The sequence below is a fragment of the Pradoshia sp. Z3_51 genome, assembly GCF_058215915.1.
The window spans coordinates 67,794-84,986 of record NZ_JBZAJC010000013.1; the positions used below are offsets into that span (position 1 = coordinate 67,794).

Consider the following 17,193-nt stretch of genomic DNA (forward strand, 5'->3'; position numbering starts at 1 on the left):
GAAAGAATTTTAGCGAACTCAAAAAGTCTTCCTTTATCAAGTAGAGGAAGACTTTCAAACCGGAGTTGATTTTAATACTTAATACAGAGTGCGTTGGTGAAATATCGAGCTCTAAGGCTTATTCAGCTGATACTAGTAGTTTCTCTTTAATATGGTTAGCGGATATATAGCCAAATACCGTTGATGGTCCTAATGTGGCACCTGGACCAGCATATACACGTCCCATAACGGATGCTGAACAATTTCCAGTTGCATATAACCCTTCTATCGGTAATCCATTGCGAAGAGCTTGCCCATGTTCATTAGCTACAATTCCGCCTTTTGTCCCTAAATCACCAGGATAAATTTTACAGGCATAGAATGGCGGTTTTTCAATAGCACCCAGGTTAGGATTTTTATAAGTAGGATCGCCGTAATAATTATCATAAACTGAGTTTCCACGCCCAAAATCTTCATCCAACCCTTTTTTTGAAAAATCATTAAACCTGTTAGCCGTATTTTTTAACCCCTCTATGTTAATTTTGCATTTCTCCGCCAATTCTTCAATGGAATTCGCTTTAATTAAGAATCCGCTTTCAATTGCACTTTTAGGAGTTCTTCTTGGGAGCATGTTACCAAACAAATACTTATTTCGATGTCTGCTCTCCATAATAAGCCATGAGTGAATCGCTTTCCCATTCTTTTCTTGCCTTTCAAGAATCGCATGGCCAGCATCTGTATAAGATTGTGACTCGTTAAAATAACGTTCTCCCATTTGATCCACTATTATACAATGTGGCATTGAACGTTCATGCACAAGGAATTTTCGGGCACCGCTTGCGTCAATCGCTGTAGGTCCCCACCAGGCATCATCCAATAAAGCAGTATCTAAGTTATGCTTTTCTGCGATTAACAGCATATCTCCTGTGTTATCCGGACTTGCAGCTGTCCAGTCTGTTCCTACATAATGATATTTTTTGCGCAGCTCCAGATTTCGTTCAAATCCTCCACCCGCCAAAATCACTGACCGACACTTGATAAAATATGGTTTCCCCTCTTTTTCTGCCTCGGCCCCTACAATTTTATCTTCCTCCATGATTAAATCCTTTAAGGGTGTAGATAACATCAGTGGGACTTGATATTTCTTTGCAATTATGAGTAAACGGCTGACCAATCCGCCTCCAATCGATATAGCATGTTCACCTTTGATCTTATGCTTAAATCCATTCAGGAACATACCGACAACCGTGTTAAAATCTTTTGCATTTGTAAAGGCTTTTGGTAAAGAGGCTACTTTGCCGGAATAGATGGGCATCGGAGCCTCAAGCTCACCCGTTCGCAAGGTCTCTTCGTTCTCTGCTAAAAGCCTAGCATCAACAATTTCCGCCTCAATGGAGCGACCTATTTTACCACCAGGTCTTTCAGGATAATAATCTGGATACAATGAGCCCGCTACCCACTTCATCCCTAAATCCTCTAAAAACTTTACCATCCTGTGACCATTTTTCACATAGGCCTCTTTTCGCTCATACGTAGATGCTGGCCCTGTGTCCTCTATTATTTCTTGCATATAAGTAAGAGCTTCTTCTTCACTGTCCTGTAAGCCAGCATTTTTCGAAACATGATTATTTGGAATCCACAAACCTCCGCCAGATAAAGCCGATGAACCACCCCATACAGATCCTTTTTCAATAATAGCTGTGCGAAGACCGCCATACGCAGATGTAATTAGCTGCTACCAATCCTCCCGCACCACTGCCTACTACTATAACGTCATATTCTTCATCCCAGTTCATTTGCATTCCTCCATATTGTCCAAGTTTTATATTTATATGAAAGATACAGCAATAAAAGTACGTCTTTCTTCTATCTACTGGCAAATGATTTTGAAGGGTAAAAGAGTTCCCATTTTATTAATATGCACACAAAAAAACAGCTGCCGACTCTATCGACAACTGTCCATTGTAAAGACACTCTAAATCTATTCTTTCAGTTAACAAATATACAGAAATCTATTATTTTTTTATAAGCTTAAGCTCTACAGGTATAGCTTTATCGATTTCTTTGCCGTCTAAATGATTTACGGCAGCCTCAACTGCTTTTTCACCAATTAAACCTGGCTGTTGAGCAACGGTAGCAGCCATCTCACCGGATTCAACCTTTTTCAATGCATCATCTGTCGCATCAAAGCCAATAACGATAATATCTTTACCGATTCCTTCAATTGCTTCTAGAGCTCCAAGAGCCATCTCATCATTTTGTGCGAATACTGCTTCAATATCTGGATTAGCCTGAAGAATGTTTTCCATAACTGTTAATCCTTCTGATCTATCAAAATTAGCAGTTTGGCTAGCTTTAATCTCTACTGATTCTTTTACTGCTTCATTAAATCCTTCTCCACGGTCAATAGCAGCTGATGAACCAGCTATCCCTTCTAATACAGCAACCTGAGCACCTTTTTCTACTAAAGTAAGTAAATATTCGCCTGCTAATTTACCGCCTGCCTTATTATCGGATGCTATATGAGATATAACTTCTCCACCCTCTGATGATCTGTCTACTGTAATAACTGGAATCCCAGCGCTATTAGCTGATTCAACCGCTGAAGAAACCGCAGAAGAATCTACAGGATTAATCATGATCATATCAACTTTTTGCTGAATTAAATCCTCTACGTCAGACGCTTGCTTAGAAGCATCATCTTGAGCATCTACTACTGTTATCTTTGCATCAAGGCTATCCGCTTTTTCTTCAGCAGCTTCGCTTAGTGACACGAAGAACGGATTGTTTAATGTAGATACTGAGAACCCGATAACCATATCTCCTTTTTCCTTGGATGACTTGGATTCTGATTTGCTTCCTGATTCCATTGAACAGGCTGCCAACACAACAGATAACATTGCTGCCAACAGAATTAATGAATACTTTTTCATTTAATACACTCCCTTTTATGCTTGTTTTTTGCGATCTAAAAGAACTGCCATTAATATAACTGCACCCTTCACAACCTGTTGGAAGAATGATGAAACCCCAATTAAATTCATTCCATTATTCAGTACTCCGATTATCAATACACCTACTAATGTACCGAATATCCAACCACGTCCTCCAGTTAGCGAAGTACCCCCTAAAACAACTGCGGCAATCGCATCCAACTCATAGGATTCTCCAGCAGTCGGCTGAGCTGAATTCAGACGTGATGTTAAAATTAATGCTGAGACAGAGGCTAAAAGACCTGTAATTGCGTAAACCCAAATTTTCACTCGATCCGTATTGATTCCAGATAGCTTGGAAGCGTCTTCATTTCCACCTACAGCATAAACTCGGCGGCCAAAAGTTGTCTTATGGAGAATGAAATATAATATAATGAAGGCCAAAATTGTTGTAACAACAGGAACAGGAATTCCTAATAAATATCCTTTACCAAACATTTGGAAAGTAAGAGAGTCACCCAGCCCCGAAACTGGCTTTCCTTCCGTATAAACAAGCGTTAATCCGCGATAAATAGTCATTGTTGCTAAAGTAGCAATAAATGGAGCAACTTTTCCTTTTGTAATGATCACTCCATTAATTGCACCCAGGATTAACCCAAGTATTAGAGCAGCACCCATTGCTATGATTGGATCTGTACCACTGGCAAGAAGGCTTGCTGCCACTGCACCGGTCAATGCCAATGTAGAGCCGACAGAAAGGTCAATTCCCCCAGTCAAGACCACAAATGTCATCCCAAATGCAATCAGCCCGCTAATTGTAACTTGTCGTAAAACGTTTAAAATATTTGAGACCGTCAAGAAACTCGGATTCATGATTGTAATTACCACAATTAATAACAATAGACCAAATAGCGGACCTAGCTTGGAAAGCCACTTTTTGTAGTTCACTTTAGACAATCTTCTCTCCCCCTGTCGCAAAATGCATGATTCTTTCTTGTGTCATATCTTTCTTCTCTACTACCCCTGTCAATTTACCTTCCTGCATCACTAGCACTCTATCCGCCATACCTATGACTTCCGGTAGTTCTGAAGAAATCATTAAAATAGCTACCCCAGCCTCGGCTAATTGATTGATAATGTGATAGATTTCCTTCTTAGCGCCAATATCAACCCCTCGTGTCGGTTCATCCAGAATCAGAATTTTTGGTTGAGTGCCGAGCCACTTGGCAATAACAACCTTTTGTTGATTACCGCCTGATAGAGACTTAACGATTTGTTCTGCACCAGAGGAGCGTATTCGTAACTGATTTATGTAATTTTGAACAAACTCATTCTCCTTGCCTGGCTGTATAACGCTAGCTTTAGAGCCCTTTTCTAAATTTGCCAACATAATATTCTCTTTAATTGAGAAATCTAATATTAATCCCTTTGATTTTCGATCCTCTGTCACCAAACCAATTCCAAGCTTCATAGCTTCTATGGGAGTTTTAATTTGGACCTTCTGACCATCAATAAAAATCTCCCCCTGGGTAGATTTCCTATGTCCAAATAGAGCTTCTGCTATTTCAGTTCTACCAGCCCCCATCAATCCTGAGAGTGCCAATACCTCCCCTTGATGCAAGGTAAATGACACATCCTGAAAGGCATTATCCGCACTTAAACCCTTCACCTCCAGCTTCTTGTTGCCTATCTTGGCATTTCTGGAAGGGAATCGTTCTCCTAACTGACGTCCAACCATCATAGCAACGATTTCATCGAATGTTGTCTCCGAGATTTCCTTCACTCCTACATATTCTCCATCACGCAATACCGTAATCCGATCACAAATTGCAAATATCTCTTCCATACGGTGGGAAATATAGACGAATGAAATCCCCTTGCTTTTCAGCTCTCTAACTGTTTTAAACAGGGTTTGGATTTCACGGTCTGTCAAGGCAGCAGTAGGTTCATCCATAACAATATATTTGGCTTCAGAAGCAATCGCTTTTGCAATCTCAATAATTTGTTGCTTCCCGACCGATAAGTCTCCCGCTCTGGTCCGTGGATGAACATCCAGGCCTAGCTTTTTCAATAGCCTTTTTGTTTCCTGTTCCATTTCTTTACGTTTCAAAACTCCAAGTCCATACTCTAGTTCCTTGCCGAGAAATAGATTTTCGGCCACGGTAAGGTCAGGTAAAATATTTAACTCCTGATGAATCACATGGATACCCTGGTTCTCAGAATCCTTCGCCGACTTAAAATCCATCAATTGACCGTCGACTCTTACCTCTCCGCTGTCCTTCGTATAAATACCTGACATGATTTTCATCAGTGTAGATTTTCCTGCTCCATTCTCTCCCATAAGCGCATGAATTTCTCCGTTAAGCAATTCAAATTGGACATCCCTGAGTACGACATTACCACTGAATGCTTTTGAAATACCGGACATCTGAATCATTTGCCGTTCACCCACCCTCTGTTAAAAAATAACGCCACTCTGTAAAATAATATTTGCATATGGCGAAGCTTCACCGGTACGAATGATTACTTTAGCTGCCTTTGTTTGTATTTTAAATTGCTCATGCGTTACCTTCTGTATATCATTGAAGCATTCATGAACGTAGTGGTTTATATCAGGATTTGTTTCCTTCATTTCCTCTGCTATAAAGACCTGCTCTACTTCCAAATCTTTTAAAACCTCTTCCAAAACAGGAATGAATCCTGGTTCTCCGAGCTTATAGGCTAAGTCGATACATACAGTTCCATCTGGAATTGGAAGTCCGCAATCAGCAATCACAATCTGATCTGTATGGCCAAGCTTGGCAAAAATACCGGCTAATTCACGATTAATGATTCCCTTTTTCTTCATCAAGCTTCCCCCTTAACCTTGCCTCAACCGCATCTATTCCAGGCATTCCGCCTTGAGCGCCAAATCCTTCAACCGATAACGAAGCTGCAATATTGGCAAAATGAGTTGCATCATTAAGAGATTTTCCGTTTACATAGGCATGAGCAAAAGCGCCATTAAATGTGTCGCCTGCACCCGTCGTATCAACCGGGGTCGTTCTGTATCCTTCTACATGGATAATCTCATTACCATCACTATACATAGCTCCTTTATCTCCCAAGGTCACTATTAATTTATTTGGGTACTCTCTAACTGCTTGTTCTGCTGAAAGACCCCATATTACATTGCATTCTGTTTCATTAGGTGTTAAAAACGTAATCTTATCCATCCATTCCACTCGGAAATTTTGGGCTGGAGCAGGATTTACAATTACGGGAACCTTTAATTCGGAACATAAATCCAAAGTGTATTCTACTGTTTCCACCGGAATTTCAAGCTGCATGATGACCAGTTTTGACCGTTCAATTGTCCTGCGGTGTTTGTCTATCAAGGTCTTATCTACTTTAAAATTCGCACCTGGCACAACAATAATGCGGTTATCCTGATTATGCACAATGATATTAGCTATACCAGTGCTTTCAGATACCTTGCTTACACCATTTGTATCAATTTTTTCTTTTTCAAGGTTATCAATCAGCATGTCACCAAAGCTATCGTTACCCACTGCACCGATCATCGCAACCTGGCTGCCTAAGCGGGCTGCAGCAACTGCTTGATTAGCTCCTTTTCCACCAGGAATTGTTTCAAACCGCTCTCCCAGTACTGTTTCACCCTGCTGAGGAAATAGCCCTGATTGGCAAACTAAGTCCATATTTATACTTCCTATTATGGTAATCATTGAATTGCCCCCTTTGTTGAATCTCTTATGGTTAATTGCGGAGCTACAAATTCAGTCATTTGTTCGAGTAATTCTCCATCAATTTGTTTAATCAGTAATTTAGTTGCTTTAGAACCAAGCTCATAAATATTTTGTGCTACTGTCGATAACCCAGGTGTCGTCATCTGTCCAAGCATAATCCCATCAAATCCGAGAATTTGCAATTGATCGGGCACTGTTATTTTGAGAGAATGGGCTGCTTTTAATGCTCCTATTGCCGAAACATCACTGCAGGCAAAAATTGCATCAATCGATGAGTCCTCCTTCAATAATTTAAAAACAATCTGCTCAGCCTCATTAAAATCAAATGGACACTCAAGTATAGTAGTTTTAATCTGGCTGGTTTCAGTAGCTTGTAAAAATCCTTTCAATCGATCATCAGCCGGCTTCAGTCCATCTGGGCCGCGTAAACAAACAAGATGATTGATTTGCTGCCTAAGCAAAAATTCAGATCCGAGTTTCGCCCCTTCTATATTCTGGGTCATTACTGTAGGAAAACCTTCGCCAATTGACCGATCAAGCGCCACTAATGGGACATTAAGGCTTTTGTAATATTCCTTATCCAACTCGTTTGTTGCCAAAATAATACCTGCTATATACTTTCTCGTTAGTGTTTCAATGTATTGGCGTTCTTTCTCCGCCTGCTCATCTGTATTGCAGAGAATAACCGTGTAGCCATTTTCATATGCTGCGTCTTCCACTGCTCTTGCCAGCTCTGGAAAGAAAGGGTTTGTTATATCTGGTATGATGAGCCCAATTGCATTTGTCTGCTTTGTATTCAAGGATCTAGCAATTATACTGGGCAGATATCCTAATTCTTTAATTGCATCCTCTACTTGCATACGTGCCTTTTCGCTTATGTAGCCTTGATTTAAATATCTCGATACAGTCGCTACAGAAACTCCTGCATACTTTGCAACATCTTTTATAGTAGCCATTTTATCTCCAAACAAAATATGGTACCGGTACCATATGTAACCGGTTACATAATACATTACATGATTTTACAGAATGTTGTCAATCATTTTCATTTATGAATTTGGTCGATATGCCGACCTTTTTAAATTTATGCTAAAAGGAGGATGAAGAGGGAAGCTATAAAAAGATACTACACGGGGCTATCTGTGTCTTACTCAATTTTGAACTTTTTATCCATTTTCTAACTTAAACAAGAATATGTATATACCGCTTACGTTCTTCTCTATAAAAATTCATTAGCTCACCTGAGGTTCACCCATTAGGCAAATAGAGGTCCAAGGAAAAGGACCTCATCTTTGGTCAGCTCATCTATCTTCCCATAAACACCCCCCTCTTTACAGAGGGGGGAGATTAAAATTATCATTAAGCCGCAATACGTGATTCCTTTGATGGAGCAAAGAGCAACCCAATATTAGTTAAACCAGCAATACCTACTAACGCATAGACGATTCGAGAAAGAATGGCATCCTGTCCTCCAAATAAAGTTGCTACAAGATCAAATTGAAACAAACCTATCAGCCCCCAATTTATAGCTCCAATGATCGTTAATACAAGTGCTATTTTCTGTAGAATACTCAATTTTCATTTCCCCTTTGTAAGTTTTTTGTAATCATTTACTATATTCACGTAATCACGGATACTTAAACCAAAATATATAGAAAAAATATAATTTTTGTATAATTTTATTAAAGGATAGTATTCCGTTATAAGAGTGATTTGTTTGAGAAAACAGTTACTAACTCTTCAACAAAATTAAATCATTACCGGCTTAGTAATATGTAAAATGTGCAGACTCATTAGTCTATCAAACTTATATTTGTATTCTCCTCTATATTTTTCGTAAATTAGGGAGTATGAATATACAAATAGGCTGTACTGGGAAGCCAGATATACTTGCTCTTGTGTACAGCCCATTTAGTCTTAACCTTTAGAAATAACCTAGTAAGGATGAGTTTACTAATTGTACATCTAAAATTTCCTCTATCAAATTCAAAAAACCCAGCTCCCTTCAAACGAAGAGTAGCTGGGTATTGAGTTTATACTATATTGATTCCTTACTCAACCGTAACCGATTTTGCTAGATTACGAGGTTTATCCACATCACAGCCACGGTGAAGGGATGCATAGTAAGCAATTAGTTGTAATGGTATTACAGAGATAAGAGGTGTTAACATTGGGTTAACTTCTGGAAGTACGTATGCGTCTCCTTCTTGATCAAGTCCCTTCATGGAAATGATGCAAGGGTTAGCGCCACGTGCAACCACTTCTTTTACGTTACCACGGATGCTTAAGTTTACAGCTTCCTGTGTTGCCAAAGCAATAACAGGTGTTCCTTCTTCAATTAAGGCAATTGTACCGTGTTTTAGTTCACCGCCGGCAAAGCCTTCCGCTTGAATATAGGAAATTTCTTTTAGCTTCAACGCACCCTCAAGGCCAACGAAATAATCGACAGAACGTCCAATAAAGAAACAATTACGTGTAACAGCAAGATATTCGCGTGCAATCATTTCGAATTTATCTTTGTCATCACATAGAGCCTCCATTGCGTTCGCAACGATTCCCAATTCTTTTACTACATCAAAATCTGCTAATTGATTTTTTTCTTTCGCCACAACAGCCGCCAGGATTGTTAATACAGCCATTTGTGCTGTGTATGCTTTAGTAGATGCAACCGCAATTTCAGGACCAGCATGTAATAACAACGTAAAGTCAGCTTCACGAGACAATGTTGACCCAGGTACATTAGTAATCGTTAAGGCTTTGTAGCCCATCTCTTTTACTTGCACAAGTACGGCACGGCTATCTGCTGTTTCTCCGCTTTGGGAAATGAAAATGAACAATGGTTTTTCTGATAGTAAAGGCATATTGTAGCCAAATTCGGAAGCTACATGAACTTCTACCGGTACTTTCGCCATTTTTTCAAACATTTGTTTTCCAACAAGGCCAGCATGATAGCTTGTTCCACAAGCAACAATGTACAGACGATCCGCTTCATTTATCGCATTAATAATTGCGTCGTCTATTTTTAGCTCACCCGCTTCATTCTGATAAGCTTGAATGATTTTACGAGTTACTAAAGGCTGCTCATCAATTTCTTTTAGCATGTAGTGCGGATACGTTCCTTTTTCAATATCGCTTGCATCCAGCTGTGCTGTGTAAGGCTCACGAGTAACTACTGTACCGTCCAATTGTTTAATGGTGATTTGATCTTTTGTAACAAGAACAATTTCTTTATCCATAAGTTCAACAAACTGGTCTGTTACTTGCAGCATAGCCATCGCATCACTAGCGATTACATTGAAATCAGCACCTACACCTACTAATAATGGGCTTTTATTTTTAGCTACATAAATGATTTCTTCATCTTGTGCATCCAGTAAGCCAATTGCATATGAACCATGCAATAGACCCAGAGCCTTTGCAAAAGCTACTTCTACGTTAAGTCCTTCTTCAACAAATTTGCTGATAAGCTGAACGATTACCTCAGTATCCGTATCACTCACTAAATCAGTATCTTGAAGGTACTCCCTCTTTAATAATTCATAGTTCTCAATTACACCGTTATGAACGATCGTAAAACGTCCATTCGAACTTTGGTGAGGGTGAGCATTTCTTATGCTTGGTACTCCATGAGTTGCCCAGCGAGTGTGTCCAATTCCTTTAGAAGATTGTACAGATGAATCTACGCTTTCACGTAAATCAGCTATTCTTCCTTTTTCTTTGAACACATGTACACCGTTCTCATTCATAACAGCAATACCAGCTGAATCATATCCTCTATATTCAAGCTTTTCTAAGCCTTTTAGTAAAATTTCTTTAGCATCTTGATGTCCAATATATCCTACGATTCCACACATACTTGTTTATCCTCCTATAAAAAAGATGAAGGGAACAAGAATGCCCAGGGGGGCACACTTGCCCCCTTATCTCTGAATAATTTTTAGTTGATATATGCATCTCTTTTTATTCTGTCCAATTTGTCACCAAACTGATTTAGTAAAAAGAGGGTCAGTTGTGCATGCAACCGGAAGGCATCCGCCGAAAGATCGATAACCTCCACCTCGTCAACTGGGTTACTCCAGTCCTGGCGCTTTAATAACTAAATAACATCTTCCCTCCTCTTCTATTTTGAACTCAATTTTCAGCATACACTATTTGCTCTCATTCCGTCAACATTTACAAAAATATACATTTAAATCTCATAATTCAGCTATACATATATAAAATATGCATAAGAGGAAGAACTGTTCCCCTTATGCATTAATTGTTATTGATTATTATTATAAGCCCATCTCTGCCCTTACAACATCGGCAATTCTCTCAACGTATTGATCGCATTGTTCCTGTGTAGGTGCCTCAGCCATTACACGAACGAGTGGTTCAGTTCCGGACGGTCTAACAAGAATTCTCCCGTTTCCGCTCATTTCCTCTTCCACTTGATCAATAATTGCCTTCACTTTATCATTATCCGTTACATGATGCTTATCTGTTACACGGATATTAACAAGTTTTTGTGGATAAACTTTCATTTCGCCTGCAAGTTCTGAAAGTGGCTTACCTGTCAGCTTCATAATATTAATGAGCTGTACACCTGTCAGCAATCCGTCTCCTGTTGTATTGTAATCAAGGAAAATAATATGCCCTGATTGCTCTCCGCCAAGATTATATCCACCTTTTTTCATTTCTTCTACAACATACCGATCTCCAACAGCTGTCTGCGCACTTAAGATTTGGTTTACATCTAATTCTTTATAAAATCCCATATTACTCATAACTGTTGAAACAACTGTATTATGCTTAAGGCGGTTATGTTCTTTCATGTATTTTGCACAAATGAACATAATTTGATCTCCATCAACGATTTTACCTTTCTCATCGACAGCTATTAATCGATCTCCATCTCCATCAAAAGCCAGACCAACATCCGCTCCCTTTTCGAGAACAAATTCAGCCAGCTTATCTGGATGCGTGGATCCGACTCCTTCATTAATATTAAGACCATTTGGTGAAGCACCCATAGTCGAAACATCAGCATCTAAATCAGCAAACAAGTGTGTTGCTAAAGAAGAAGTAGCTCCGTGTGCACAATCGAGGGCTACATGGATATTTGTGAAATCCTCGTCCGCCGTTTGTTTTAAGTATTGAATATATTTTTGCCCACCTTCGAGGTAATCATTGATTCTACCAATGTTTTCTCCGATTGGTCTTGGGAGTTGATCTTCTTCCATATCTAATAATGCTTCAATCTCTTCTTCCTGATCATCTGAAAGCTTAAACCCATCAGATCCGAAGAATTTAATACCATTATCCGCTACAGGGTTATGGGAGGCAGAAATCATTACACCTGCTTCTGCGCCTAATGCTTTTGTTAAATAAGCAACTCCAGGTGTTGAAACGATTCCCAAGCGCATGACCTCCGCTCCAATTGAGAGCAGACCTGCTACAAGGGCACTTTCCAGCATGAAGCCGGATATTCTTGTATCACGGCCAATGATTACTTTTGGACGGTTTTCATTATGTTTTGTTAACACATATCCTCCAAATCGGCCTAGCTTAAAAGCAAGCTCCGGTGTCAGTTCGCTATTTGCTACACCCCTCACACCATCTGTACCGAAATATTTACCCATTAAAAATCTCTCCTTCTACTAATACACTTCATATTTTATTGCCTATATATACCTAACTGTCTTATGAAAGAGTGTAGGTTGTTATCCATCTGAACTTTTTTCTGAGATTTCCACTGTAATTGTCTTACTATTGTTAGGCAGTTCCCAATGTACCTCATCTGGTGCATTCACCTTTAAGGGTACTGTATGGTTTCCTACATTTAACTCTTTTACCTCGATAAATATATCAAAATCACTGGATTTCAGGGATTTAATCTTAGATGCCTCGCCTTCAATGGCCAGGTCCACCATCCCTTTTGAAGGATTAAGAATTTCCGCCTCATATTTCTCATTGTCTAGTCCCTTTATTTCAATAGGTATATTCGAGATTGTTTGAGTATTTTCCTTCTTTATCTTAATTGTCACTTTAACCGTATCTATAGAAGATCCAACCACTCCATCAGGCAAGCTGACTGGAATTTCAATTACAGTATCCTCATCAATATTGCTGACATCAACAGGTACCGTTATCTCCTTTATATCTTTAAGAATGGATTCTCCTCCATAGATGGTAGCTGTCTCCGAATCAATTTTAATACTTTCAATTTTAACTCCTTCAGGCGGTGCTCCTGTAGCTTTAGCAGATAGGCTGACCTCTTTTGAAGGACTGTTTACATTTATCGAGATATCAACTGTACTAGGTTCAATATTCACATCTAACAAGTTCATATTGCTATCAAATGCCTGTACTGTTGCTTCAGTTAGAATATCATTCGTTACATGTGAGTCCGTTTTAACAGTTGCTTTTACAACAGAAACCTTATCGACATGGCTCTTGGCACCCGTTATTTCCACTTCTGTTGGACTTAGATATGGCGGGTCTGATGAATATCCTTCTGCTAATAGTGTTTTATCAAATTCAGCCTCGACTTTGAAGTTCTCTGTTACCTTCTCCTCTACCACTGCTGTTGCATTGGCCTGTGTCAGTGTATAGTTAATTTTATCCGATAAATTCTTTACCTTGATTGGTACCTTTTGAGAACCAATTTTAGGATCGGATAAGTCTACATAAATCTCAAAGTCCATTGTAGATTTAGCAGTTATAACTATACTCTTAGGTCCCTCAATCGTAATATCCAGAGTTTCGGGTATCCCGCTGACAATTAAATTATCGGTATCATAATAAACCTCAACAGGCACGTTTTTAATCGTGGCTGTTTCTGTGCTTGAAGGTGTATTATAAGGATTACTGGAATTATTGATTGGGTTACTATTGACAGAGAAAAACAGGAATAGTGCAATCAGAAAAGCCCCAATTTTCATAAACCAACTGCTAGAAATAAGTTTATCCATCTTTTCTCGACCTCCAATTCCAAAGATTCGAAGAGGTCGTTTTATTATTTATGGACAATTCATTTTCAAGCATATTTTGCAGTTCATCTAACGAAAGATTCCGATAAAGCTCTCCGTTTTTCGTTAAAGAAATATTCCCTGTCTCTTCCGAAACAACGATTGTCAAGCTGTCGGTAACTTCACTTATTCCCAGCGCCGCCCTGTGCCTTGTTCCCAGTTCCTTTGAAACAAATGGGCTTTCAGATAAAGGAAGATAACATGCTGCTGCAGCAACTGTGCCATTTTGCAGAATTACCGCTCCATCGTGCAGTGGTGTATTCGGTATAAAAATATTAATTAATAACTCAGATGACACTCTGGAATCGAGACGTATACCTGTCTCAATATAATCATTAAGACCCGTCTCTCTTTCAATTGAAAGAAGGGCACCAATCCGGCGCTTGGCCATATAGGTTGTCGATTTAATAATAGCTTCAATTGTTTGCTCCTGCACATTCTCTTCCTGAAAATTTGTCCTGGAAAATAAACGGCCTCTCCCCAACTGTTCGAGCGCTCGTCGTAATTCAGGCTGAAAGATAATAATGATGGCTAAAACTCCCCAAGTCATTACATTTTCCATTAAATAGCTCATTGTATTTAAGCCAAGGATTTCACTCGCAAAGCGTCCAATCACAATTAAAAGGATTCCACGTAATAGCTGTACGGCTTTTGTCCCTTTAATAATTTGCAATAATTTATAAAAAACAAACCAAACGAGAAAGATGTCGGTTATGTTTATAATATAATCTAATAAAGAAAAGTTGTTTAGAAACGGCATGTCATTTCCTCCAGTCATGTCCTTTCCCATGAACGGTGTATATACCGCTATGTTGTATAACCCCACTATTATAACATACTGTTCCACAAACTCTAAGAATTCAGTCCCAAATTCATTGATAGAAAAAGAAAAAGGCCATCCGCGGTGGATTGCCTTAAATAGGTCTATTTCTATCTATAGATTAAAAAACTCTTGATGCTATATCCTTAGTATGAAACCAAATCCATTCAAACAGTTGATCAATCTCTTCTATATTTCCAGTCACTTCACCAGCTCCTGCTAAATAGTTATCTCCATTAATAACCGTTACGTTCCCATTGACTTTGCCCTCAACTTTTATATCTCCATTTTTGACAACAAGGTCCCCTTTGACCGTCTTTCCTTCCGGAACAATCACAGTTTGTCCTTCGACGACCAAGTTAGGGTCTTTAGAGAATGAGAACTGTTCATCCTCTCCCCAATAGGAAAATAAGCTACTGCCCATCAATAGAATAAAGAGCGAAGCGGCAATTAACACTGGATTGCGCTGCAGCCATTTTTCAAACCTTCGCCTTTTCGATTGTTTAGGTAGATTTCTCATTACATTTGCGGTAAATCCGCTAGGTGCTGTAATATGGTTACTTTGAAGAAAGGCAACTGTTTTACTCAACTCGTGAAAGGTTTTCTTACACTCATCACATTCTGCTATATGCGAAAGAAGCACATTGGAATGTTCTTCATTAATGTCATCGTCGAGATAATCATGCATATAATCTGCGATGTTTTCTGGGCATTGTTTCATTTTAATCCACCTCATTTATATAGATCGCATCGATTTTCTCAGTGCATCTCTTCCCCTATGAATTCGTGTTTTCACGGTTCCTACCGGTAAATTAAGGATTTCACTAATTTCTTTCAGAGATAACTCATCCACATATTTTAATACAATAACTGAGCGGTATTTTTCAGGCAGATTCTGAATTTCCTTTTGCATTTTTTCTTTAAGCTCTAAACTCTCCAGTTCATCCTCAGGTAACTTTGTATCCGATGGAATCTGTGAATACATATCAAGCCCCTCTGTACCTGCTACTTCTGCATCGAGATAATAATCCGGCTTCTTTTTACGTATACGGTCTATACATAAATTTGTAGCAATCCGGTATAACCAGGTGGAGAACTTTCGGTTCATCTGGAAAGTGTGTATATTCATATATGCCCGTAAAAAAGCTTCCTGTGCCACATCCTCTGCTTCATGGCGGTCACCCAGCATGCGATAGCACAATTGAAATACTCTGTCTTTATAAAACTGAACGATGTCTTCATATGCCTGTTGTTTACCACCCAGCACTTCCTGTATTCTTTCTTTAATAAGTCCTTCCAAATTGTCCATCCTCCGCATTGGCGGCCTTCAGCATTTATACGCACTGGCCTTGAGAAAAGTTTCAATAAAAAATAATTTTTGTTTTTTACATTGACACACTGTTTAATCTTTATAAATATGGGTAATAAAGGTAACAAAACCTCTTGCAGATAGGAGTGAAGACTTGGAACTACATATACTTATGAAGGATATTGAACAATGCCGCCAAAGAATGATACTACTTGCCTCTTCAACTTCAATGCTTGACTCTGATGTCATCAAAGCAAGTACTGAACTGGACTCATTAATCAATCTCTATCAAACTCACACAAGATATGTAAAGCAGTAATCCTAAAAAGGTTGCTGCTTTTCTTTGTGGAATGATGATCTCTGGTATCCACTGACGGCTAACAAAATCCCAATTGGTATTAGTTTCACTCATTATATTTAGACCCAGAATGAATAGGCCCTATTCATTGCCTCATCCATTCCGGATAAGGGTCAACTTTTACTGTACTAAGTATACAGCCAGGAGACAGTCATATAAATTTTCTCCTGTGCCCTTCACTATTTATCATTCAATGTCGTTTTTCTTTACGTTTGACCCCATGCCTTATTCTTGAATTAACCTACCTCTCAAACAAACCGTAGATTCTTTATAAAACATCTATATATAATCGACAGGATTTGTTGATATATATCATAACCAGATTAACTTCTTCAAACGTACTGGCATTACTTAAAGAGCACCTTTTCCCCTATCGATCAGGCAATGTCATTCACCGAACCTTTATGCTAATACTCTTTAATCTATAGATCGCTTATATAATGGTTTTAAAAGTACACACTTAACTTCTATCATACCTTATTAGCTTAGTTCAGTCTCGCAAATCGTTTCTCAAGAGTAAAGAGCCTCTTTAGTACCAATAAAACGGTAGCTGAATAGTTTAATTCTTGCTTTTGATGCGTGCCAATTCTTCTTATCGCAGGGCTTAATGGTTTTTATAATAAAAAAAACCTTAAAATGCAATGCATTTAAGGTTTAAAATAGTCGTATAAAATTTTGGAGCGGAAGACGGGATTCGAACCCGCGACCCCCACCTTGGCAAGGTGATGTTCTACCACTGAACTACTTCCGCAAAATGAGCCATGAAGGACTCGAACCTTCGACCCTCTGATTAAAAGTCAGATGCTCTACCGACTGAGCTAATGGCTCTAAATGGCTGGGCTAGCAGGATTCGAACCTACGAATGACGGAGTCAAAGTCCGTTGCCTTACCGCTTGGCTATAGCCCAAAAAGAAAAAAAGGGACAATATCTTGTCCATTACTCAAAGCTTATTAAAATAATGGTGGAGGGGGGCAGATTCGAACTGCCGAACCCGAAGGAGCGGATTTACAGTCCGCCGCGTTTAGCCACTTCGC

At 39.1% G+C, this 17,193-nt stretch carries 15 protein-coding genes and 3 tRNA genes; 1 reads left to right on the forward strand and 17 read right to left on the reverse strand.

Going from position 1 to position 17,193, the window contains the following annotated elements:
* Positions 1–118 precede the first annotated feature (118 nt).
* The 14 genes from AC4BHA_RS16930 to sigW form a co-directional block, all read right to left on the reverse strand.
* The gene (locus AC4BHA_RS16930) at positions 119–1,708 is read right to left on the reverse strand and encodes an FAD-binding protein (RefSeq protein WP_490558961.1); all 1,590 of its coding nucleotides are present in this window, start codon (positions 1,706–1,708) and stop codon (positions 119–121) included.
* Positions 1,709–1,994: 286 nt separating this feature from the next.
* Positions 1,995–2,912 (reverse strand): ribose ABC transporter substrate-binding protein RbsB, encoded by a 918-nt coding sequence (gene rbsB / locus AC4BHA_RS16935; RefSeq protein WP_490558959.1) that lies wholly within the window; start codon positions 2,910–2,912, stop codon positions 1,995–1,997.
* A gap of 15 nt (positions 2,913–2,927) precedes the next feature.
* Positions 2,928–3,860, reverse strand: coding sequence for an ABC transporter permease subunit (locus AC4BHA_RS16940; protein ID WP_373925508.1), 933 nt, complete (start codon positions 3,858–3,860; stop codon positions 2,928–2,930).
* A gap of 1 nt (position 3,861) precedes the next feature.
* Positions 3,862–5,349: a sugar ABC transporter ATP-binding protein gene (locus AC4BHA_RS16945; RefSeq protein ID WP_139892853.1), complete on the reverse strand. Its 1,488-nt coding sequence runs from the start codon at positions 5,347–5,349 to the stop codon at positions 3,862–3,864.
* A gap of 21 nt (positions 5,350–5,370) precedes the next feature.
* Positions 5,371–5,760 carry a D-ribose pyranase gene (rbsD, locus tag AC4BHA_RS16950; RefSeq protein ID WP_066102633.1) on the reverse strand — a complete coding sequence of 130 codons (390 nt, stop codon included), beginning with the start codon at positions 5,758–5,760 and terminating at the stop codon, positions 5,371–5,373.
* On the reverse strand, positions 5,738–6,637 hold the full coding sequence (rbsK, locus tag AC4BHA_RS16955) for a ribokinase (protein WP_490558960.1): 900 nt from the start codon (positions 6,635–6,637) through the stop codon (positions 5,738–5,740). The genes rbsD and rbsK overlap by 23 nt, the downstream gene beginning before the upstream one ends.
* Entirely contained in the window at positions 6,634–7,614 is a 981-nt protein-coding gene (locus tag AC4BHA_RS16960) for a LacI family DNA-binding transcriptional regulator (RefSeq protein WP_148631208.1), read from the reverse strand. The genes rbsK and AC4BHA_RS16960 overlap by 4 nt, the downstream gene beginning before the upstream one ends.
* A 403-nt stretch (positions 7,615–8,017) precedes the next feature.
* Positions 8,018–8,233, reverse strand: a complete 216-nt coding sequence (locus AC4BHA_RS16965; RefSeq protein WP_066102643.1) for a DUF378 domain-containing protein — start codon at positions 8,231–8,233, stop codon at positions 8,018–8,020.
* 476 nt (positions 8,234–8,709) lie between these two features.
* A complete protein-coding gene (glmS, locus tag AC4BHA_RS16970) occupies positions 8,710–10,512 on the reverse strand; it encodes a glutamine--fructose-6-phosphate transaminase (isomerizing) (RefSeq protein ID WP_490553598.1) in 1,803 nt (600 codons plus the stop codon).
* 423 nt (positions 10,513–10,935) lie between these two features.
* A complete protein-coding gene (glmM, locus tag AC4BHA_RS16975) occupies positions 10,936–12,282 on the reverse strand; it encodes a phosphoglucosamine mutase (protein WP_066102649.1) in 1,347 nt (448 codons plus the stop codon).
* Positions 12,283–12,363: 81 nt separating this feature from the next.
* Positions 12,364–13,614, reverse strand: coding sequence for a CdaR family protein (locus AC4BHA_RS16980; protein WP_066102655.1), 1,251 nt, complete (start codon positions 13,612–13,614; stop codon positions 12,364–12,366).
* Positions 13,607–14,431, reverse strand: a complete 825-nt coding sequence (gene cdaA, locus AC4BHA_RS16985) for a diadenylate cyclase CdaA (RefSeq protein WP_066102658.1) — start codon at positions 14,429–14,431, stop codon at positions 13,607–13,609. The genes AC4BHA_RS16980 and cdaA overlap by 8 nt, the downstream gene beginning before the upstream one ends.
* Positions 14,432–14,612: 181 nt before the next feature.
* Entirely contained in the window at positions 14,613–15,212 is a 600-nt protein-coding gene (locus tag AC4BHA_RS16990; protein WP_140462300.1) for an anti-sigma factor family protein, read from the reverse strand.
* A 15-nt stretch (positions 15,213–15,227) separates the two neighbouring features.
* Positions 15,228–15,800 (reverse strand): RNA polymerase sigma factor SigW, encoded by a 573-nt coding sequence (gene sigW / locus AC4BHA_RS16995; RefSeq protein WP_375138423.1) that lies wholly within the window; start codon positions 15,798–15,800, stop codon positions 15,228–15,230.
* Between the two features lie 154 nt (positions 15,801–15,954).
* Between sigW and AC4BHA_RS17000 the strand changes: the two genes are divergently transcribed.
* A complete protein-coding gene (locus AC4BHA_RS17000) occupies positions 15,955–16,119 on the forward strand; it encodes an aspartyl-phosphate phosphatase Spo0E family protein (RefSeq protein ID WP_077247995.1) in 165 nt (54 codons plus the stop codon).
* Between the two features lie 715 nt (positions 16,120–16,834).
* Here AC4BHA_RS17000 and AC4BHA_RS17005 read toward each other — a convergent pair.
* The 3 genes from AC4BHA_RS17005 to AC4BHA_RS17015 form a co-directional block, all read right to left on the reverse strand.
* Positions 16,835–16,909, reverse strand: a tRNA-Gly gene (locus AC4BHA_RS17005).
* A gap of 4 nt (positions 16,910–16,913) precedes the next feature.
* A tRNA-Lys gene (locus tag AC4BHA_RS17010) sits at positions 16,914–16,986 on the reverse strand.
* 4 nt (positions 16,987–16,990) lie between these two features.
* Positions 16,991–17,065 (reverse strand) — tRNA-Gln (locus tag AC4BHA_RS17015).
* Between the last annotated feature and the right edge of the window lie 128 nt (positions 17,066–17,193).